Annotated in this window: 18 protein-coding genes; 2 read left to right on the top strand and 16 right to left on the bottom strand. The window is 59.6% G+C overall.

The features are described from left to right. Positions 1 to 6: 6 nt before the first annotated feature. Positions 7 to 1,212: an acetyl-CoA C-acetyltransferase gene (locus CKW30_RS11380; RefSeq protein WP_095180821.1), complete on the bottom strand. Its 1,206-nt coding sequence runs from the start codon at positions 1,210 to 1,212 to the stop codon at positions 7 to 9. 577 nt (positions 1,213 to 1,789) lie between these two features. Here CKW30_RS11380 and CKW30_RS11375 point away from each other — a divergent pair. After that, positions 1,790 to 2,611, top strand: coding sequence for a cytochrome c (locus tag CKW30_RS11375; protein ID WP_095180820.1), 822 nt, complete (start codon positions 1,790 to 1,792; stop codon positions 2,609 to 2,611). Between the two features lie 121 nt (positions 2,612 to 2,732). On the opposite strand, the gene CKW30_RS11370 is transcribed toward CKW30_RS11375, so the two are convergent. The 10 genes from CKW30_RS11370 to CKW30_RS11325 all read right to left on the bottom strand — a co-directional run bounded on the left by CKW30_RS11370 (position 2,733) and on the right by CKW30_RS11325 (position 11,984). Next, on the bottom strand, positions 2,733 to 3,536 hold the full coding sequence (locus CKW30_RS11370) for a transglutaminase family protein (RefSeq protein ID WP_095180819.1): 804 nt from the start codon (positions 3,534 to 3,536) through the stop codon (positions 2,733 to 2,735). Continuing rightward, complete coding sequence (locus tag CKW30_RS11365; protein WP_016773788.1) at positions 3,533 to 4,483, bottom strand: alpha-E domain-containing protein; 951 nt, start codon at positions 4,481 to 4,483, stop codon at positions 3,533 to 3,535. Before CKW30_RS11365 ends, CKW30_RS11370 begins: the two co-directional genes overlap by 4 nt. 12 nt (positions 4,484 to 4,495) lie before the next feature. After that, entirely contained in the window at positions 4,496 to 5,905 is a 1,410-nt protein-coding gene (locus CKW30_RS11360) for a circularly permuted type 2 ATP-grasp protein (RefSeq protein WP_056784066.1), read from the bottom strand. Positions 5,906 to 6,382: 477 nt separating this feature from the next. Then, positions 6,383 to 6,730 carry a ribonuclease E inhibitor RraB gene (locus tag CKW30_RS11355; RefSeq protein ID WP_003223226.1) on the bottom strand — a complete coding sequence of 116 codons (348 nt, stop codon included), beginning with the start codon at positions 6,728 to 6,730 and terminating at the stop codon, positions 6,383 to 6,385. Between the two features lie 209 nt (positions 6,731 to 6,939). Continuing rightward, a complete protein-coding gene (locus CKW30_RS11350) occupies positions 6,940 to 7,173 on the bottom strand; it encodes a hypothetical protein (protein ID WP_095180818.1) in 234 nt (77 codons plus the stop codon). Positions 7,174 to 7,462: 289 nt separating this feature from the next. Continuing rightward, positions 7,463 to 8,338 carry a polyamine aminopropyltransferase gene (gene speE / locus CKW30_RS11345; protein WP_016773785.1) on the bottom strand — a complete coding sequence of 292 codons (876 nt, stop codon included), beginning with the start codon at positions 8,336 to 8,338 and terminating at the stop codon, positions 7,463 to 7,465. Positions 8,339 to 8,579: 241 nt separating this feature from the next. Continuing rightward, positions 8,580 to 8,771, bottom strand: a complete 192-nt coding sequence (locus CKW30_RS11340; protein ID WP_016773784.1) for a PLDc N-terminal domain-containing protein — start codon at positions 8,769 to 8,771, stop codon at positions 8,580 to 8,582. A 71-nt stretch (positions 8,772 to 8,842) separates the two neighbouring features. Then, on the bottom strand, positions 8,843 to 9,373 hold the full coding sequence (locus CKW30_RS11335) for a hypothetical protein (protein WP_095180817.1): 531 nt from the start codon (positions 9,371 to 9,373) through the stop codon (positions 8,843 to 8,845). Between the two features lie 155 nt (positions 9,374 to 9,528). Beyond that, on the bottom strand, positions 9,529 to 10,050 hold the full coding sequence (locus CKW30_RS11330) for an ankyrin repeat domain-containing protein (protein WP_095180816.1): 522 nt from the start codon (positions 10,048 to 10,050) through the stop codon (positions 9,529 to 9,531). Positions 10,051 to 10,145: 95 nt separating this feature from the next. After that, positions 10,146 to 11,984 (bottom strand): long-chain-acyl-CoA synthetase, encoded by a 1,839-nt coding sequence (locus CKW30_RS11325; RefSeq protein WP_095180815.1) that lies wholly within the window; start codon positions 11,982 to 11,984, stop codon positions 10,146 to 10,148. A gap of 385 nt (positions 11,985 to 12,369) precedes the next feature. Here CKW30_RS11325 and CKW30_RS11320 point away from each other — a divergent pair, with 385 nt between their 5' ends. Next, positions 12,370 to 12,648: a DUF3509 domain-containing protein gene (locus CKW30_RS11320; protein WP_016773780.1), complete on the top strand. Its 279-nt coding sequence runs from the start codon at positions 12,370 to 12,372 to the stop codon at positions 12,646 to 12,648. Positions 12,649 to 12,822: 174 nt separating this feature from the next. Here CKW30_RS11320 and mtnC read toward each other — a convergent pair whose 3' ends face one another. From mtnC to aroC, 5 genes are all read right to left on the bottom strand, one after another. Next, positions 12,823 to 13,506 carry an acireductone synthase gene (mtnC, locus tag CKW30_RS11315; protein ID WP_056784055.1) on the bottom strand — a complete coding sequence of 228 codons (684 nt, stop codon included), beginning with the start codon at positions 13,504 to 13,506 and terminating at the stop codon, positions 12,823 to 12,825. Positions 13,507 to 13,510: 4 nt separating this feature from the next. Next, positions 13,511 to 14,056 (bottom strand): acireductone dioxygenase, encoded by a 546-nt coding sequence (locus tag CKW30_RS11310; RefSeq protein WP_038861971.1) that lies wholly within the window; start codon positions 14,054 to 14,056, stop codon positions 13,511 to 13,513. Between the two features lie 92 nt (positions 14,057 to 14,148). Then, complete coding sequence (locus CKW30_RS11305; RefSeq protein WP_095180814.1) at positions 14,149 to 14,775, bottom strand: methylthioribulose 1-phosphate dehydratase; 627 nt, start codon at positions 14,773 to 14,775, stop codon at positions 14,149 to 14,151. Beyond that, positions 14,772 to 15,917, bottom strand: a complete 1,146-nt coding sequence (locus CKW30_RS11300; RefSeq protein WP_024012224.1) for an MFS transporter — start codon at positions 15,915 to 15,917, stop codon at positions 14,772 to 14,774. Before CKW30_RS11300 ends, CKW30_RS11305 begins: the two co-directional genes overlap by 4 nt. 34 nt (positions 15,918 to 15,951) lie before the next feature. Next, on the bottom strand, positions 15,952 to 17,043 hold the full coding sequence (gene aroC, locus CKW30_RS11295) for a chorismate synthase (protein ID WP_095180813.1): 1,092 nt from the start codon (positions 17,041 to 17,043) through the stop codon (positions 15,952 to 15,954). Positions 17,044 to 17,137 lie beyond the last annotated feature (94 nt).

Raw genomic sequence — 17,137 nt, 5'->3', positions numbered from 1 at the left:
CGGGGCTCAGAGGCGTTCGATGATGGTGGCAATGCCCATGCCGCCGCCGACACACAGCGTCGCCAGGCCGTAGCGCAAGTTGCGCGCTTCCAGTTCATCAAGCAGGGTGCCGAGGATCGCGCAACCGGTGGCGCCCAGCGGGTGGCCCATGGCGATCGAGCCGCCGTTGACGTTGACCTTGCCCGGGTCGACGGCCATGTCCTTGATGAATTTCAACACCACCGAAGCAAACGCTTCGTTGACCTCGAACAGATCGATGTCCTCCACGCGCAGTCCGGCCTTGGCCAAGGCTTTGCGGGTCGCCGGCGCTGGGCCGGTGAGCATGATGGTCGGATCTGTGCTGGTGACGGCCGTGGCGACGATACGCGCGCGTGGCTGCAGCCCCAGCGCGCGGCCCTTGGCTTCGGAGCCGATGAGCATCAGCGCCGCACCGTCGACAATTCCGGAACTGTTGCCCGGCGTGTGCACGTGGTTGATCCGCTCGACATCGCTGTAGACCCGCAACGCCGTGGCGTCGAAGCCCATTTGCCCGATCATTTCGAAACTCGGCTTGAGCTTGCCCAGGCCCTCGAGGGTAGACTCGGCGCGGATGAACTCATCGTGGTCAAGCAGGATGATGCCGTTCTGATCCTGCACCGGCACCAGCGACTTGTTGAACGAGCCGTCGGCCCGCGCTCGTGCGGCTTTTTGCTGGGAGTGCAGTGCGTAGGCATCGACATCCTGCCGGCTGAAGCCTTCGAGGGTGGCGATCAGATCGGCGCCGACGCCTTGCGGAGTGAAATGGCTGTGCAGGTTGGTCTGCGGGTCCAGTGCCCAGGCGCCGCCATCGCTGCCCATCGGCACCCGCGACATCGACTCGACGCCGCCAACCACCACCAGATCCTCGAAACCCGAGCGCACTTTCATCGCGCCAAGATTCACCGCTTCCAGACCCGAAGCGCAGAAACGGTTGATCTGCACACCGGCGACGCTGACGTCCCAGTCGGCCACTTGCACCGCCGTCTTGGCGATGTCCGAACCTTGATCGCCGATCGGCGTGACGCAGCCAAGGACGACGTCATCGACCTGACTGGTATCCAGCGCGGTGCGCGCCTGCAAAGCGCTCAGCAAACCGGCCACCAGGTTGACCGGCTTCACGCTGTGCAGCGCGCCATCGGCCTTGCCTCTGCCACGCGGAGTGCGTAACGCATCGAAAATCAAAGCTTCAGTCATGACGTCCTCGAACCTGATTTATTGTCACTTCACTTTCGCCCTGCGCCGACTGGCAAGCAATGACCACATTGCTCAAAGCGCTTGACGCACACGCTCAGACGGACGGTCATCGGACCTCAGGTGAACCGGTTCAGGTCGTCGAGTTGTCTAGCCAGCGGGCGGCAAAGAAGCTGGCAATACGCCTCATGCCGTTTTAAAAGCTTTTTTCAAGATCCCCATATGAAATGGATCTAAGCGAAGGGTGACGCGGGCTCTAAGGTGAACATGTACGCCATCGTCGTCGGGTTTTGCCGAGACGGGCGTGCTTCAACAGGAAGTGCAACGCGTGCCGTCAGGGAAATGCAGTCAGGCACGCATCAGGAAATAACAATAAAGGCGGTCAAGCCATGTTCAAACAACCGAAAGTACGTCAAGCAGGACTCATTCTTTTCGCCACGACGCTGTTGTTGATCTTGCCGAATCTGACCAAGGTCATCGGCTGATTCAAACGTCGCGTGCTGTATGTCGCCATTGAAAATGTGACTGGCCCGCTACCCGGGCCAGCGCGGTTGTGCCAACCTTTGCGCACTACCACGACATGGACGGCGATCATTTGAAAACCCTCATTGCGCTCGGTGCCTTGCTACTGAGCTTGCCCTTGGCTGCCGCACAACTGGATCTGCAGTTGGGCGCAAACAGCCGCACCTGGCAGACCGAAGAGCTGCTCAAACATCCTCAGCTGCAAACTCTCACGATCAACAATGATGTTTCCTACAAGAAGGACATGACTTATCAGGCTGTGCCTCTGGCCGCATTGCTGAAGGGGGTCAAGCCGGAGGATCACTTGCAAGCGGTGGCGCTGGATGGCTTTGCCGCAGAGCTGGCCGCTGCACCCTTGCTGAACAAGGACGGCGCACGAGCATGGCTGGCAATCGAGGACCCGGCGCGGCCGTGGCCACCGCTGTCTGCCGGCAAGCACAGCGCCGGGCCGTTCTATCTGGTCTGGACCGACCCGCAGGCCGGCAATATCAGCCCCGAGCAGTGGCCGTTCGAAGTCGCCAGCATCAAGCTGATGGCGCCGGTGGCCCAACGCTTTCCTGCCCTGCTGCCCGATCCTGCCTTGAAGGCCGATGATCCGGTGAACCAGGGTTTTGCCCTGTTTCAAAAAAACTGCCTGGCCTGTCACCGGTTGAATGGTGCCGGAGACGCGCAGTTCGGTCCGGATCTGAATATTCCGTATAGCCCGACCGAGTATTTCGGGGCGGATTTCTTGAAGCGCTACATCCGCGATCCGCAGAGTTTGCGTCAGTGGCCGCAGGCGAAGATGCCGGGGTTTTCTGCTGAGGTATTGCCGGATACAGATCTTGAAATGCTGGTGGGCTATCTCAAGCATATGGCCGGGCGCAAAGTTAAGCCGTAAGCCTTAGGGTGTTATTACTGGCCTCTTCGCTGGCAAGCCAGCTCCCACAGGGTATGCGCAGAGTTCGAATCAGCGGTCATCCTGTGGGAGCTGGCTTGCCAGCGATAGCGATATCCCGAATCTATTGTTGCTGCACGGAAATAACCGGTGTCGGCGAGACGAACACCTTCGCATGCATCTGCTCGCAGCCACCGCCCCGGCGCATGCCACGGACCGGGCAGGCATCGAGATAATCCAGGCCCACCGCCAGCTTCAGGTGTCGCTCCGGGCGCGCCAGCTGGTTGGTCACGTCGAAGCTGTACCACGCGTCATCCAGCCACGCTTCCGCCCAGGCATGACTGGCCAGATGCTCGCAATCTTCGCTGTACAGATAACCCGACACGTAACGCGACGGCACCCCGAGACTGCGGGCGCAGGCTAGGAAGGCGTGGGCATGATCCTGACAGACCCCGGCCCGACCGGCGAAAGCTTCGGCGGCGCTGGTGTCGACTTCAGTCGAGCCCGGCGTGTAGCTCATGTGCTGATTCAACCCGTGCATCAAGTCGATCAGCGCGGTGCGATCACGCCGTTGCTTGCAGTTCTTCTCGGCAAACTCGCGCAAGGCTTCATCGGCTTCGGTCAGGCGCGTGAAGCGCAGGAACGGCAGCGCCGATTGGCTCTCATGTTCGGCCTCGCGCAATTCGTCGATATCGACCTGCCCCCGGGCGCCAATGATGATCGCTTCGTGCGGCTCGTCCATGGTCAGCACATGCAGGATGTTGCCGAACGGATCGAGCTGCGCACGCACCGGACGCGGCAAGTCGAGTTGCCAACTGAGGACATGCTGACGCTCGCTGTCGTGGGGTGTCAGACGCAGGTACTGGATGCTCGCGCGCACCTGATCTTCGTAGTGATAGGTGGTCTCGTGGCTTATGGAAAGTCTCATGCAGCCTCCAGATAGGAACTGTGAATGGCGTTGCCCAACTGGCGCACCAGCGGGATGAATTCGGTCAGCCAGGCGTGCAGGCCTTCTTCGAGAATTTCGTTGATGCCGGTGTAACGCAGGCGCGCATCCATTTCCGCCGCCAGGCGTTGTGCCGGGCGGCCGTTGGCGCCGGGCAGTTGCGCGAGGATCTGGTCAATCTCTTCTGTACAGGCACGCAGCGAACGCGGCACATCGGCGCGCAACAGCAGCAATTCGGCGACATGCCGGGCGCCGGGCGCGTCGCGGTAGATTTCGGTGTAGGCCTCGAATGAGGACAAGGCCCGCAGCAGCGCACTCCATTGGTAATAGGCGTGCGCCGTGCCGTCGCTGACTGCTTCGGCCTGATCGCCGGCCATTTCGTAACGGGCATCAAGCAGGCGCAGCGTGTTGTCCGCGCGCTCGATAAACGTGCCCAGACGAATAAAGCGAAACGCGTCGTTGCGCATGATCGTGCCGTATGAGGCGCCACGAAACAGGTGCGAACGCTCCTTGATCCATTCGCAGAACCGGCTCATGCCATAACGACTCAGGCCCTGCTCGGCGATGCCACGAATTTCCAGCCAGGTCGCATTGATGTTTTCCCACATGTCGGCAGTGATTCGCCCGCGCACGGCATGGGCACTGGCCCGCGCTGCACCAAGGCAGCTGTAGATACTGGCCGGGTTGGCCGCGTCCAGTGCGAAGAAATGCAGCAAGCGTTCAGCGTGCAGGTCACCGTGGCGTTCAAGGTAATCGTCCAAGGTGCCGGTGATCAGCAACGGCATGGCGAGTTCATGCAGACCATCGCCGCGCCCGTCCTGCGGCATCAGCGACAGCGAATAGCTGATGTCGAGCATGCGCGCGAGATTCTCCGCACGCTCCAGGTAACGCGACATCCAGTACAGATCCGAGGCAGTTCTACTTAACATGGCAAGCTTCCTTCAATCCTCGACTACCCAGGTGTCCTTGGTCCCGCCGCCCTGGGAGGAGTTCACCACCAGGGAGCCTTCACGCAACGCGACACGGGTCAAACCGCCAGGCACCACACGGGTTTCGCGGCCGGACAGCACGAACGGACGCAAGTCGATATGGCGCGGCGCGATGCCGTTTTCGACAAAGGTCGGACAGGTCGACAGCGATAGTGTCGGTTGCGCAATGTAGGCATGGGGTTTGGCTTTGATGCGCTCGCGAAAGGCATCGATTTCCGCCGTCGTCGCGGCCGGTCCGACCAGCATCCCGTAACCGCCGGAGCCCTGGGTTTCCTTGACGACCAAATCCGCAAGATTGGCCAGTACGTGGGACAGCTCGGACGGGTTGCGGCATTGCCAGGTCGGCACGTTTTTCAGGATCGGCTCTTCGTCGAGGTAAAAACGGATCATGTCGGTGACAAACGGGTAAACCGATTTATCGTCCGCGACCCCGGTGCCGATGGCATTGGCCAGCACCACATTGCCGGAGCGATAAGACGACAGCAGCCCCGGCACGCCGAGCATCGAGTCCGGGTTGAACGCCAGCGGATCAAGGAACGCGTCGTCGAGGCGGCGATAGATCACGTCGACCGCTTTCGGGCCATCGGTGGTGCGCATGAACACCTTGTCGTCACGCACGAACAGATCTGCGCCTTCCACCAGTTCAACGCCCATTTCCCGCGCCAGAAACGCATGTTCGAAGAACGCGCTATTGAAGCGTCCCGGCGTCAACACCACCACGCTCGGGTTGTCGATCGGACTTGAGCTTTTCAGGGTATCAAGCAGCAGATTGGGATAGTGATCGATCGGGGCAATGCGCTGGGCGGAGAACAGTTCAGGGAACAGACGCATCATCATCTTGCGGTCTTCGAGCATGTAGCTGACGCCACTGGGTGTGCGCAGGTTGTCTTCGAGAACGTAATAAGTGCCATCGCCATCGCGCACCAGATCGACGCCGGAGATGTGCGAATAGATATCGCGGTGCAGATCCAGACCTTGCATCGCCAATTGGTATTGCTCGTTGGCCAGCACCTGTTCGGCGGGAATAATCCCGGCCTTGATGATGCGCTGCTCGTGGTAGAGGTCGGCGAGAAACATGTTCAACGCCTTGACCCGCTGGATGCAGCCGCGCTCGACAATCCGCCATTCACTGGCGGGGATGCTACGGGGAATGGTATCGAACGGAATCAGGCGCTCGGTGCCCTGCTCGTCGCCATAGAGCGTGAAGGTGATCCCGGCCCGGTGGAACAGCAGATCGGCCTCGCGGCGGCGCTGCGCGAGCAGCTCGTCGGGCGTCTCGGCCAGCCAGCGGGCAAATTCCCGGTAATGCGGGCGGACCAGGCCGCCGGCATCGTACATCTCGTCAAAATAGGTGCGGATCATGCCGTACTCCTTGTCACTCCGGACATACAGGCCTTCGCAAGGCCCGTGCCATCGGCATAAACGCTTTGATTTCAATCGGTTGTAGATCCACGCCGAAGGCTGCGCACCATTCCTGTGCGGCAAATGCCCCGGCCCGATTGCCCCCGCTTCATTGCGACGCACTGCATCGCCTATCACCAGCATAGTCAGAGTTGATTTCACTGCCCGGCCGCGACTGCGGATAATCCGCGCATTCGCTGCAAAACTTCCCCGGCAAGCCGCCGCGAAGTAGACAGCTCAACTGATCTGAACTGCCTTGGCAGCCCCGTCCCGACGGGACTTTATTGCATACGCGTCTTCCCTTTTAGCCACCCTCTCCGGTGGCTTTTTTTTGCCCGGGATTCTTGTTTCAGGGTTTTGCCACTGCGATATGCAGAAGCCAGAAACGACAACGGCCGACCCGAAGGTCAGCCGTTGCCCGAGAAACAATGCGCAATATCAATTCAACCGGTAACGATTGCGCACCTCCTGCTTCACGCCCCAACCCTCGATAATGCCGCCCAGCGGTTCGACCACGGCAGAAAAGCCTTGCTCGAAATCGCCGATGTCGTCATAGGTTGCGTACATCACTTTGCTCAATTCCAGCGACCAGGCGCCGTCGTCGCGCGCACTGACCTGGGCATTGATGGATTCACCGCGAAATTTGCCTGCTGCCCTGCGCGCCCGCTCCTCGTCCGGGAAAATCGCGTAGAACTCGATGGGATGGAACCGGGAAAAATCGAAGCCGCCTTCTTTCATGCGGCGCAGAACGTTGCTGCTGATGTCTTCTTGATAGGCTGTGCTCATGAATCGTCCCCCTCGATTGATGGATAGACTTTCCGTATTCCCGCCCCGGGCCTTTTGGCCTAAGTACTACGGCAACGTGGTTGCGCGCGGGAAACAAGCATGTAGCTGACAAGACCAGACCTTAGCGATCCATTCGCTGATCTCGCTTGCAGAGTAGCCCCAAGAGAGCGCCGCTGCCAAGGCCTGGTTTACGAGATGACAGGAAGTGTTCAGACAGGGGTGATGCTGAGGATTTCGATGCCGTTCTGGGTCTTGAGGTTTTTCACCTCGGCATCGGTGGTGCGCCCTTGCAGGTCGTTGAGATCCAGCTTGGCGGCAACCGGAAGAAGCCGCTCCTTGATCAGCCGGGCGGCTTCATCATCGGACGGGCATTCCTCACGTTCGAAGACTTCATCAACAATTTCGCCGTGATCATCCACGAAAGTGACTTTCCACTTTTGCATCAGTGCCTCCTCGATCAACCCGTAAATGGGCTTACCTCTATCTCGACTTTTTTCCGCGAGAGTTGGTTCAAAAGGATTACAGCCGCCAACGGTGAAAATAACCATCCGATCGATAGGGCGGACTTCTGTGGCGAGGGGATTTATCCCCGTTCGGCTGCGCAGCAGTCGTAAGACCGTCCATTGCGGTTTAACGGAGACACCGCGCCGGCCGGTTCAGGGATGCTGCGCATCCCAACGGGGATTTATCCCCTCACCACAAAAGCTCCCTTGCAGAGCGCCTTCAGCGTGATCAGTCGTTGCTCGGCTTGTTGACCGCTTGCAGCACGTATTGCGGCAAGGCGAACGCACCGATGTGGATTTCCGGATTGTAGTAACGGGTGACGATGCCGCTGCCGATGAAGCGCTGTTGCAGGGTTTCACGGCTGAGCTTGCGGTAGGCCGGGTTGGTCGAGCCCCAGGCGAAGGTCATCGAGCCGCCGATGTAGGTCGGCACGGCGGCCTGGTAGAAGTGCCAGTCCGGGAACAGGCTGCGCAGGCGACCGGCGGTGGTTTTGACTTCGTCGATTTGCATGAACGGCGTGCCGTTCTGAGTCACGAGGATGCCGCCTTCGTTCAGGCAGCGGTGGCACGCCTGGTAGAAATTCTCCGAGAACAGCACTTCGCCCGGGCCGATCGGGTCGGTGGAGTCGGAGATGATCACGTCGAATTTTTCAGTGGTGGTGGCGACGAAACGCATGCCGTCATCGATCACCAGGTTCAGGCGCGGATCGTCGTAGGCACCAGCGGAATGGTTCGGCAGGAATTCCTTGCACATGTCGACCACGGTGCCGTCAATTTCGACCATGGTGATGTGCTCGACGCCGGCGTGCTTGGTCACTTCGCGCAACATGCCGCCGTCACCGCCGCCGATGATCAGCACGCGCTTGGCAGTGCCGTGGGCGAGGATCGGCACGTGGGTGAGCATTTCGTGGTAGATGAATTCGTCGGCTTCGGTGGTCTGGATCACGCCGTCCAGCGCCATCACCCGGCCCATGCGCGGGTTCTGGAAGATCACCAGATGCTGGTGTTCGGTGCGCACTTCGTGCAGCAGTTTTTCCATGCGAAAACGCTGGCCGTAGCCTTCGTAGAGGGTTTCCAGGTACTCGCTGGTCTTGGTAACGGTCATGGTCAAGTGCTCCGATAAATGCGCGGGCGCCATCGTGGGGACGATTGCCCGGGAAAGGCGCGCATTCTACGTTGCCGAAGATGACAGGTCGAACCTCCGGTTGTTTTTTACCAGCGCAAACCACTGTGGGAGCGAGCCTGCTCGCGAAAGCGGAGTATCAGTTGCCGGTGATGGCGACTGACACAACGTCTTCGCGAGCAGGCTCGCTCCCACAGGGATGAACGTGTGATCGAAAATCAGCTCAGATCCGGACGTTACCCCGTGGCCCGGCAATAGCCCAGATGATCAGGCCCAGCACCGGCAGGAGGATAATCAGCAACACCCAGACGATTTTCATCCCGGTGGAGGCGCCGCTTTTGAGCACATTGATGATGGCCCAGATATCGAGGGCAAGGATGATCAGGCCAATCAGACCGTTGAACGTGGAACCCATGGTGTCGCTCCAGAATAGTGGCATGCACTTTTAGGATAGACGGTCGCGCGCAGGGTTCCCTTTTATTGCGTTTAGACGTGAACAGCGACCTTCAAGGCTTCCAGTGCCGGCGCAGCGGCGATGCCGACCTCGGCGCACAACTCCAGCACGCGGGGCACGTCGTTGCCGTAGACCAGGACCATTTGCAATTCATCGTCGAGCAACTGGCTGAAGTTCATCAACGTGTAACCGCCGTTTTCCTTGTTCAGGCTGCTCATCTGCACCTGGATGCGGTTGAGTGCGGTCAGTGCTTCGGTCTTGGCCAGTTGTTTGGGCTTGAGGTTGAAATCCACGCCGGGGCCAAACGAAGCAACGATTTGTGCGAACAGATCGACATAGGTATCGGCCTGGAACAGCACAGTTTCCGGCAGGCTGCCGACCACTACCCACTCACCCAGCGGGATCGGGAATGTGTTGTCGTAGTTGATGTCCGGATTGGCGGCCAGAAAAGCATTGGCATCGGCGTAGGCCTGTGCGGCTTCGTCGGCCACTTTCAGGATCTCGTCCTCGCCCATGCAGCCGGAGCTGATTTTGCTGATGAGTTCGACGAGTGCGGCTTTCATGAGGGCGGATCCTGTGATGGAGGTAGATTTTGCGGGCGCGAAGAATAGCGCAGAAAAGCAAAAGATCGCAGCCTTCGGCAGCTCCTACAGGTCCTGCGTTCACTTGGCGAACGCATCAAGTGTAGGAGCTGCCGCAGGCTGCGATCTTTTGACGTTTATCCGGCCAGCAACTTTTCCAGCTGCGCAGTGGTATCGACTGCGCCCATGGTCCGCGCCGCATCCAGCGCGGTCACGCCATTGGCGTCCTTGGCTCTCGGGTCAGCACCCTGGCCGATCAGGTAATCGACGATTTCAACGCGGTTGAACATTGCCGCCATCATCAGCGCCGTGCGGCCGTCGAAGGAAGAACCTTCAATCTCGGCGCCCGCCTCGACCAGCGCCTTGACCACCGCCAGATCGCCCTTGAACGCGGCGCCGGCAATCGGGCTCTGGCCGTTGCCATTGCGCATTTCCGGATCGGCTTTGTGTTTAAGCAGAACCTTCACCGCATCAACATGGCCGTAGTAGCTGGCGAGCATCAGCAAGGTGTCGCCCTTGCTGTTTTTCAGGTTCACCGGCAGCCCGGCGGTGACCAGGCGATCAAGCATCTCGGCATCACCGTCGCGCGCCTTGTTGAAAACCTGCTCGGTGAATTCGGCAGCTTCTTCAGGGGTCATCTGGCGGCTTTGGTCAGACATGTGGCACTCCATTTCGGTCTATCGGAAAGCCGACAGTTTCCCGAGCGCGACGGTGCCTGTCACTCGGTATTTTCCGAGCGTCCCGATAGCCACACTCAATATCGATGTTTGCCCTGTTGAATTTCAGCGAGGATTTGCTCACTGACATGCACGTAAGTTTCGCTGCCCGGCAGCCAGGCGAAGATCGGGTCATCGCCCGTGAGGCCGGGATCGAAGCCTTCTGTTTTCAGGCGAGTCTTCTGGTACTTGAACGTGCCGGTGGTTTCCATTTTCACTTTCACCCGCAGGAACAACGGCACGGCATAAGCCGGCATACGTTGCCGGACGAAACTCAGCAATTCAGCGAAATCCAGCGTGGCCAAGGATTCCGCAGGAGTGATGGCGGCCATTCCGGCGCGCCCGTTGGTGTTGGGGATTTCGACACCGTAGGCCACAGCTTCAGCAATCAATGGATGTTGCAGCAACAGGTTTTCGACTTCGGTGGTCGACACGTTTTCACCCTTCCAGCGATACGTATCGCCGAGGCGATCAACAAATTGAGCATGGCCGAAACCGATGTTGCGCAGCAGGTCGCCGGTGTTGAAAAAGCGATCGCCCTTGTTGAACACATCGTGCAATACGACGCGGGCGGTTTTCTGCGGATCGGTGTAACCGTCCAGCGGCGCTTTTTCGTCGATCCGCGCCAGCAGCAGGCCTTGCTCGCCCTTGCCGACCTTGCGCATGAAACCATCTTCACCGCGCAACGGTTCGCCACTGTCATGGTCGTAAGCGACCAGTTCCCAGGCCATCAGCGAAAACCCGACGGTGTTGTCGAAATTGAGGATGTTGGTGAAACCGATGTTGCCGTCGCTGGCCGCGTACAGCTCACAGATATGCTCCACCGCAAAACGTGATTTGAACTCGGCCCAAGCACCAGGACGCAGGCCATTGCCGATCATCTTGCGCACATCGTGACGGCTGTCATCGACGCTGACCGGTTGCTCGACCAGGTAGCGGCACAATTCGCCAACATAGCCGATGGTGGTCGCGCGATAGCGGCGCACGTCATTCCAGAACTGGCTGGCGCTGAATTTGCGGCGGATGGCGAAACCCGAGGCGCCGTTGATCGCCGATCCCCAACACACGCACAGACCTGTGGCGTGATACAGCGGCAAGGTGCAGTAAACGACATCATCCGGGCGCATATCGAGGGCGATCATGCCGAAGCTCGCCGAACTGCGCATCCACCGTCCGTGCTTGAAAACCCCGGCCTTGGGCAGACCGGTGGTGCCGGAGGTGTAGATGTAGAAACACGGATCGTCGAAGAATACTTGCGCGCTGCTCGGCGGGTTATCGCTGCTGGCGTCAGCACTGGCGCTGATCAGATTGACGTAATCCTCGGGCGCGATGCCCGGGTGGCTGTATGTGTCCTGATCAGCGACAAACCAGGTGCGGGGCGCTGCGATCGCTACCTGATCACGCACGCCGGCATAGGCAGCGGTCAGTTCTTCGCCGACCACGATGGCCACAGGCGCAACCAGATTGATGCTGTGAACAAGCGTGTCGCGCATCAATGAGGTGTTGAGCAGCGCACTGACCGCGCCGAGCTTGGCCAGCGCCAGGATTGTCACCAGTAATTCCGCACGGTTCTCGATGAACACCGCGACCACATCGCCCTTGCCGATGCCCTGCTCGCTCAGGTAATGCGCGATGCGATTGGCCCACTGATTGACCTGTGTATAGGTCAAGGCAACGTCGCCCTGCAACAACGCCGCACCATCGGGATTGCGCAGCGTCGCCTGCTCGAACGTCCAACCCAGGCCGCACGTTTGGGTCGGATCCGTGACGTTGGCCACCTTCATGCCTTTGACCACCCGGGGGATGGCCTTGGCGATCATCGGCAGTTTGCGGAGCATCATGCCCCAGGTAATCGTGTCGCTTGGTGCGTGACGCATGAAAGCTCCCCGTTCGATCTTGACGTGCAGACCGCTGTTCTTGTTATCGGGTAATGACTGCGACCGACGCGTTTACTCCGTGGGTCGAGAAGGAAAGTACGTCAGTGCTCGCGGGGCTGTACACGCGGTTTTTGCAATGATTTGTATCCCGTCGCGCCTCCGGGGAAGAGCGGATTCTGGTACGGACGTTTGGTTCCGTTGTACGGAGAAAAATCACGCAAAATGCAGGATGCACGATGGCCATTCATGCAGATTGCACGACGCCTGCAAAATGCAACGCCTTCAACTTGTTGATTTTAAAGGGATTTTATTCGAATCAATACTGGCACAAACGCTGCAACTACCTCCGCATGCTTGCCATTCAAGTACATACGGAGCTGATGACATGAGCCTGATTCAAGAAAAATTTACATCGCTGTTCTCCAACTACGAAGTCAGCACTGCCCCGCGTCCTGACGGTGGCATCCTGCTCACTCTGCGTAGCAGCGACGGCAAAGTCTTCAAACGCGCCCTCTCGTATCAGCAACTGCATGCCGGTGACCAACTGTCGTGGGCGATCAGCGCGATCCGCCGCGACCTGGCCGAACAAGCCAGCGAGCTGCCGCAAATTGCGATGCTGCAGAGCCAGCAGCGTTTTGCTCTGCCGACCTATCACTCGCTGTAATTGGCTTTAAACAAAAACAGGCCGTGGAGCATGCGCTTCACGGCCTGTTTTTTGTGCGCATGATTTTTGTAGGAGCTGCGGTACGCTGCGATCTTTTGATCTTGATTTCATGCGTAAATCGAAAGATCGCAGCCTCGTTTCACTCGACAGCTCCTACAGGGATGCGTGCAATGGTCAGAACGCTTCCGGTTCGATCCCGGTAAAGCTGTCCACCGTCACGTGTCCTGCCAACTCCCCGCCTTCACGCGCCAGGCCACAGGTTTTCATGCCGGCTGACTGGGCAGCGTCGAGCTCTTCGACGATATCCGACAGGAACAGGATTTCATCGGCTTCAACACCCACCGCCTGCTGAATGTTGCGGTAGGACTGCGCCTCACGCTTCGGCCCCGATGTGGTGTCGAAATAGCCGCTGAACAGCGGTGTCAGATCCCCCGCTTCCGAGCAACCGAAAATCAGTTTCTGTGCCTGGATCGAGCCGGACGAGTAAACAAACAGTTGATAACCGGCCGCATGCCAACGTTGCAGCGCTTCAACGGCATCCGGATAAACATGCCCTTTCAACTGCCCGGCCTGATAGCCCTGCGCCCAGACCATGCCCTGCAACGCCTTGAGCGGCGTGGCTTTGCGGTCTTCAGCGATCCAGCTCAAGAGGATTTCAACAACCCGCTCGACATCGGCCTGCGGCTCATTGCTGTCTCGGCGCACGGCGTCGAGCTGTTCGGCGACATCGGCACGCGAAGCGTTCTGGCGCACAAAGTCGGGCAAATGTTCGGCGGCGTAGGGAAACAGCACGTCGAAGACGAAACTCACCGCGCTGGTGGTGCCTTCGATGTCGGTGAGGATGGCTTTGATCGACACGGTTTCAGTCCTCCAGACGCGGGAAACGACCGGCGATGTCTTCGCCGGTGAAATTGGCAACCCAGCCTTCCGGGTTGTTGAACAGACGAATCGCCACGAAATGCGGATGTTCGCCCATGTCGAACCAGTGCTTGGTGCCGGCCGGAACCGAGATCAGGTCGTTCTTTTCACAGAGCACGGCGTAGACGTAATCGTCGATATGCAGGGTAAACAAGCCACGACCGGCGACGAAAAATCGCACTTCGTCTTCGCCATGGCGGTGCTCTTCGAGGAACTTGGCGCGCAGCTCGGCTTTTTGCGGATGATCACTGTTGAGGCTGATCACATCGACCGTAATGTAACCGCGCTCGGTCATCAGTTTGTCAATCTGCTCTTTGTAGGCGCTGATGACCTCTTCCTGACTGGCGCCGGGCTGAATCTTCGCGGCGGCCTGCCAGCGGTCGAAACGCACGCCCTGCTCGGCCAGCGTCGAGGCGATATCTTCGAAATGGGTCAGCACCTTATTGGGAATCTCAGGGCTGGAAACGTGATAAACGGACAGGCTGCTCATGGGCAATTCCTCGGTAGCGGCGGCGCCGTCCGGCTCTTGAAGACCGGTCGGGCGCCGCATGGCATCAGGCAAACAGGCTGTTTCAGATGAATTCAGCCTTGGCGGTTCATGACGCTGCGGGTTTTCAACTCGCATTCAAACAGGAATTCAAAAGCCTCGATCTGCCGCAGCGCGTCGCTCATCTGCGCGCCCCAGGTGTAGAGGCCATGACCACGAATCAGATAACCGACGCAATCAGGATGGGCGTCGAGCCAAGGCTGCACCTTGGCAGCGAGGCGCGCAATGTCCTGATCGTTGTCGAAAATCGGCACACGCACCCGTGATTCATGGGTGGAAATACCGCTGAAGGCTTTTTGCAGTTCGTAGTCTTCGAACTCGATGAAATCTTCCGGGGTCAGCCGCGACAGCACCGTGGCGTTCACCGAGTGGGTGTGCAACACCGCGCCGATTTCCGCGCGCCAGCGGTAGAGCTGGGTGTGCAACAAGGTTTCGGCGGAGGGTTTCTTGCCCGGCTCCAGGCTGTTGCCGGACAGATCGGTAGCGAGCACGTCATCCACACCCAACTGGCCCTTGTGCTTGCCCGATACGGTCAACAGCGCTTCGCTCGGCGACAGGCGTGTCGAATAGTTGCTGCTGGTGGCTGGCGACCAGCCACGGCCATATAGAAAACGCCCGGCGTCAACGATCTGCTGGGCGAGCTGTTCACGACTAAGGCTCATGGCCTGTCCTCTTGCATACATGTGGCAATGATAACGGCAGCGGCAAGCGCTGCGAGACTGGCAATACTAAAGGTCAATGTTGCGCCGAGGGCATTCCAGCTGTAGCCGGAATACAGCGCGCCGAGCGCCCCGCCGGTGCCGGCCAGTGCCGCATACAGCGCCTGGCCCTGGCCTTGCTGGCGGGCGCCGAAACTACGTTGCACGAAAGCGATGGCAGCCGCATGAAAGCTGCCGAATGTCGCTGCATGCAACACCTGGGCGAACAACAACACCCAGAGAAACTCCGCAAACGAACCGAGCAGCACCCAACGCAACGCCGCCAGCAGGAAGCTCGCCAGCAGCACCCGGCGCAGGGAAAAGCGCGCCAGAATGCGACTCATGGCCATGAACATCAGCACTTCCGCCACCACACCCACGGCCCAGAGCATACCGATGACGCCACGGCTGTAACCGAGGCGTTCAAGGTGCAAAGTCAGAAAGGTGTAATACGGCCCGTGGCTGACCTGCATCAGCGCGACGCAAGCATAAAACGCCAGCACGCCGGGATGACGCAATTGCTTGAGGAAGCCCTCACCCGTCGGCCGATTGCCTTGCGCGGGCTGCGCATTCGGCACCCACAGGCTGCTGAGAACGATACCGGCCATGATCAGCACCAGCGCAGCCGGGTAGATGTCCAGACTCAGCCATTCGAACAGCCGCCCCAGCACTACCACGGTGATGATGAAACCGATCGAGCCCCACAGGCGAATCTGGCTGTAGCGCGATGTTTGCCCCTGCAAATGCGCGAGGGTGATGACTTCGAACTGCGGCAGCACTGCATGCCAGAAAAACGCATGCAGGGCCATGACCATCGCCAGCCAGGCGTAGGTCTGACTGACGAAAATCAGCGAAAAGGTCAGCAACGTGCACACCGCGCCAAAGCGCACGATGGCCAGACGCCTGCCGGTGTAATCGCCGAGCCAGCCCCAGATGTTCGGCGCCACGCAGCGCATCAGCATCGGAATCGCCACCAACTCGCCGATGCGTGCGGCGCTGAAGCCGAGGTGATCGAAGTACAGCGCCAGGAACGGCGCTGTCGAACCGAGCAAGGCGAAATAGAACAGATAGAAACTGGACAACCGCCAGTAAGGAAGCGCCGCCACGCCGGTTATGCCGCGACGGCTTTGAGCGCGGCCATCAGAGCTGGCCCAGCACCGGCGTGCTCACGCGCACATCGGCGTTCTGCCCACGGTGGCGCAGCAGGTGATCCATCAGCACGATGGCCATCATCGCTTCGGCGATCGGCGTCGCGCGGATGCCGACACAAGGATCGTGACGCCCCTTGGTGATCACATCGACCGGGTTGCCATTCACGTCGATCGAATGCCCCGGGGTGGTGATGCTCGAGGTCGGTTTCAATGCCAGATGCGCAACGATTGGCTGGCCGGACGAGATGCCACCGAGGATGCCGCCGGCGTTGTTGCTGAGGAAACCCTCCGGCGTCAGTTCATCGCGGTGTTCGGTACCACGCTGGGCGACACAGGTGAACCCGGCGCCGATCTCCACGCCTTTGACCGCGTTGATGCTCATCAGCGCGTGGGCCAGTTCGGCGTCGAGGCGGTCGAAAATCGGTTCGCCAAGACCCGGCATCACGCCTTCGGCGACCACGGTGATCTTCGCCCCGACCGAGTCCTGATCGCGGCGCAACTGATCCATGTAGGCTTCCAGCTCCGGCACCTTGTCCGGGTCAGGACTGAAGAAAGCGTTTTCTTCGACACAATCCCAGGTCTTGAACGGAATTTCGATCGGGCCGAGCTGGCTCATGTAACCGCGAATGACGATGCCCTGACTGGCCAGATACTTCTTGGCGATCGCACCGGCCGCCACGCGCATGGCGGTTTCCCGTGCCGAACTGCGGCCACCGCCGCGATAATCGCGTTCGCCGTATTTGTGGTGATAGGTGTAGTCGGCGTGAGCCGGGCGGAACAGGTCCTTGATCGCCGAGTAGTCCTTGGACTTCTGGTCGGTATTGCGAATCAGCAGGCCGATCGAGCAACCGGTGGTGCGACCCTCGAACACGCCGGAGAGGATTTCGACTTCATCGGCTTCCTGGCGCTGGGTGGTGTGGCGGCTGGTGCCAGGCTTGCGGCGATCGAGGTCGCGCTGCAGATCTTCCAGGGAAATCTCCAGGCCCGGCGGGCAGCCGTCGACAATGGCGACCAACGCCGGACCATGGCTTTCGCCAGCGGTGGTGACAGTGAACAACTTGCCGTAGGTATTGCCGGACATGCAGGACGCTCCGTGAAATCAAACCCGAATTCTTGATGCGCGCCAGTATACGCAGGCTAACCGAGTAGTTCATCCTCGAACCTTAGTGGTGCTG

The sequence above is a fragment of the Pseudomonas sp. Irchel 3F6 genome, assembly GCF_900187595.1.
Taxonomy (GTDB): domain Bacteria; phylum Pseudomonadota; class Gammaproteobacteria; order Pseudomonadales; family Pseudomonadaceae; genus Aquipseudomonas; species Aquipseudomonas siliginis.
Note: the sequence above shows the minus strand (reverse complement) of the source record. Positions and strands in the feature narration are given on the sequence as shown.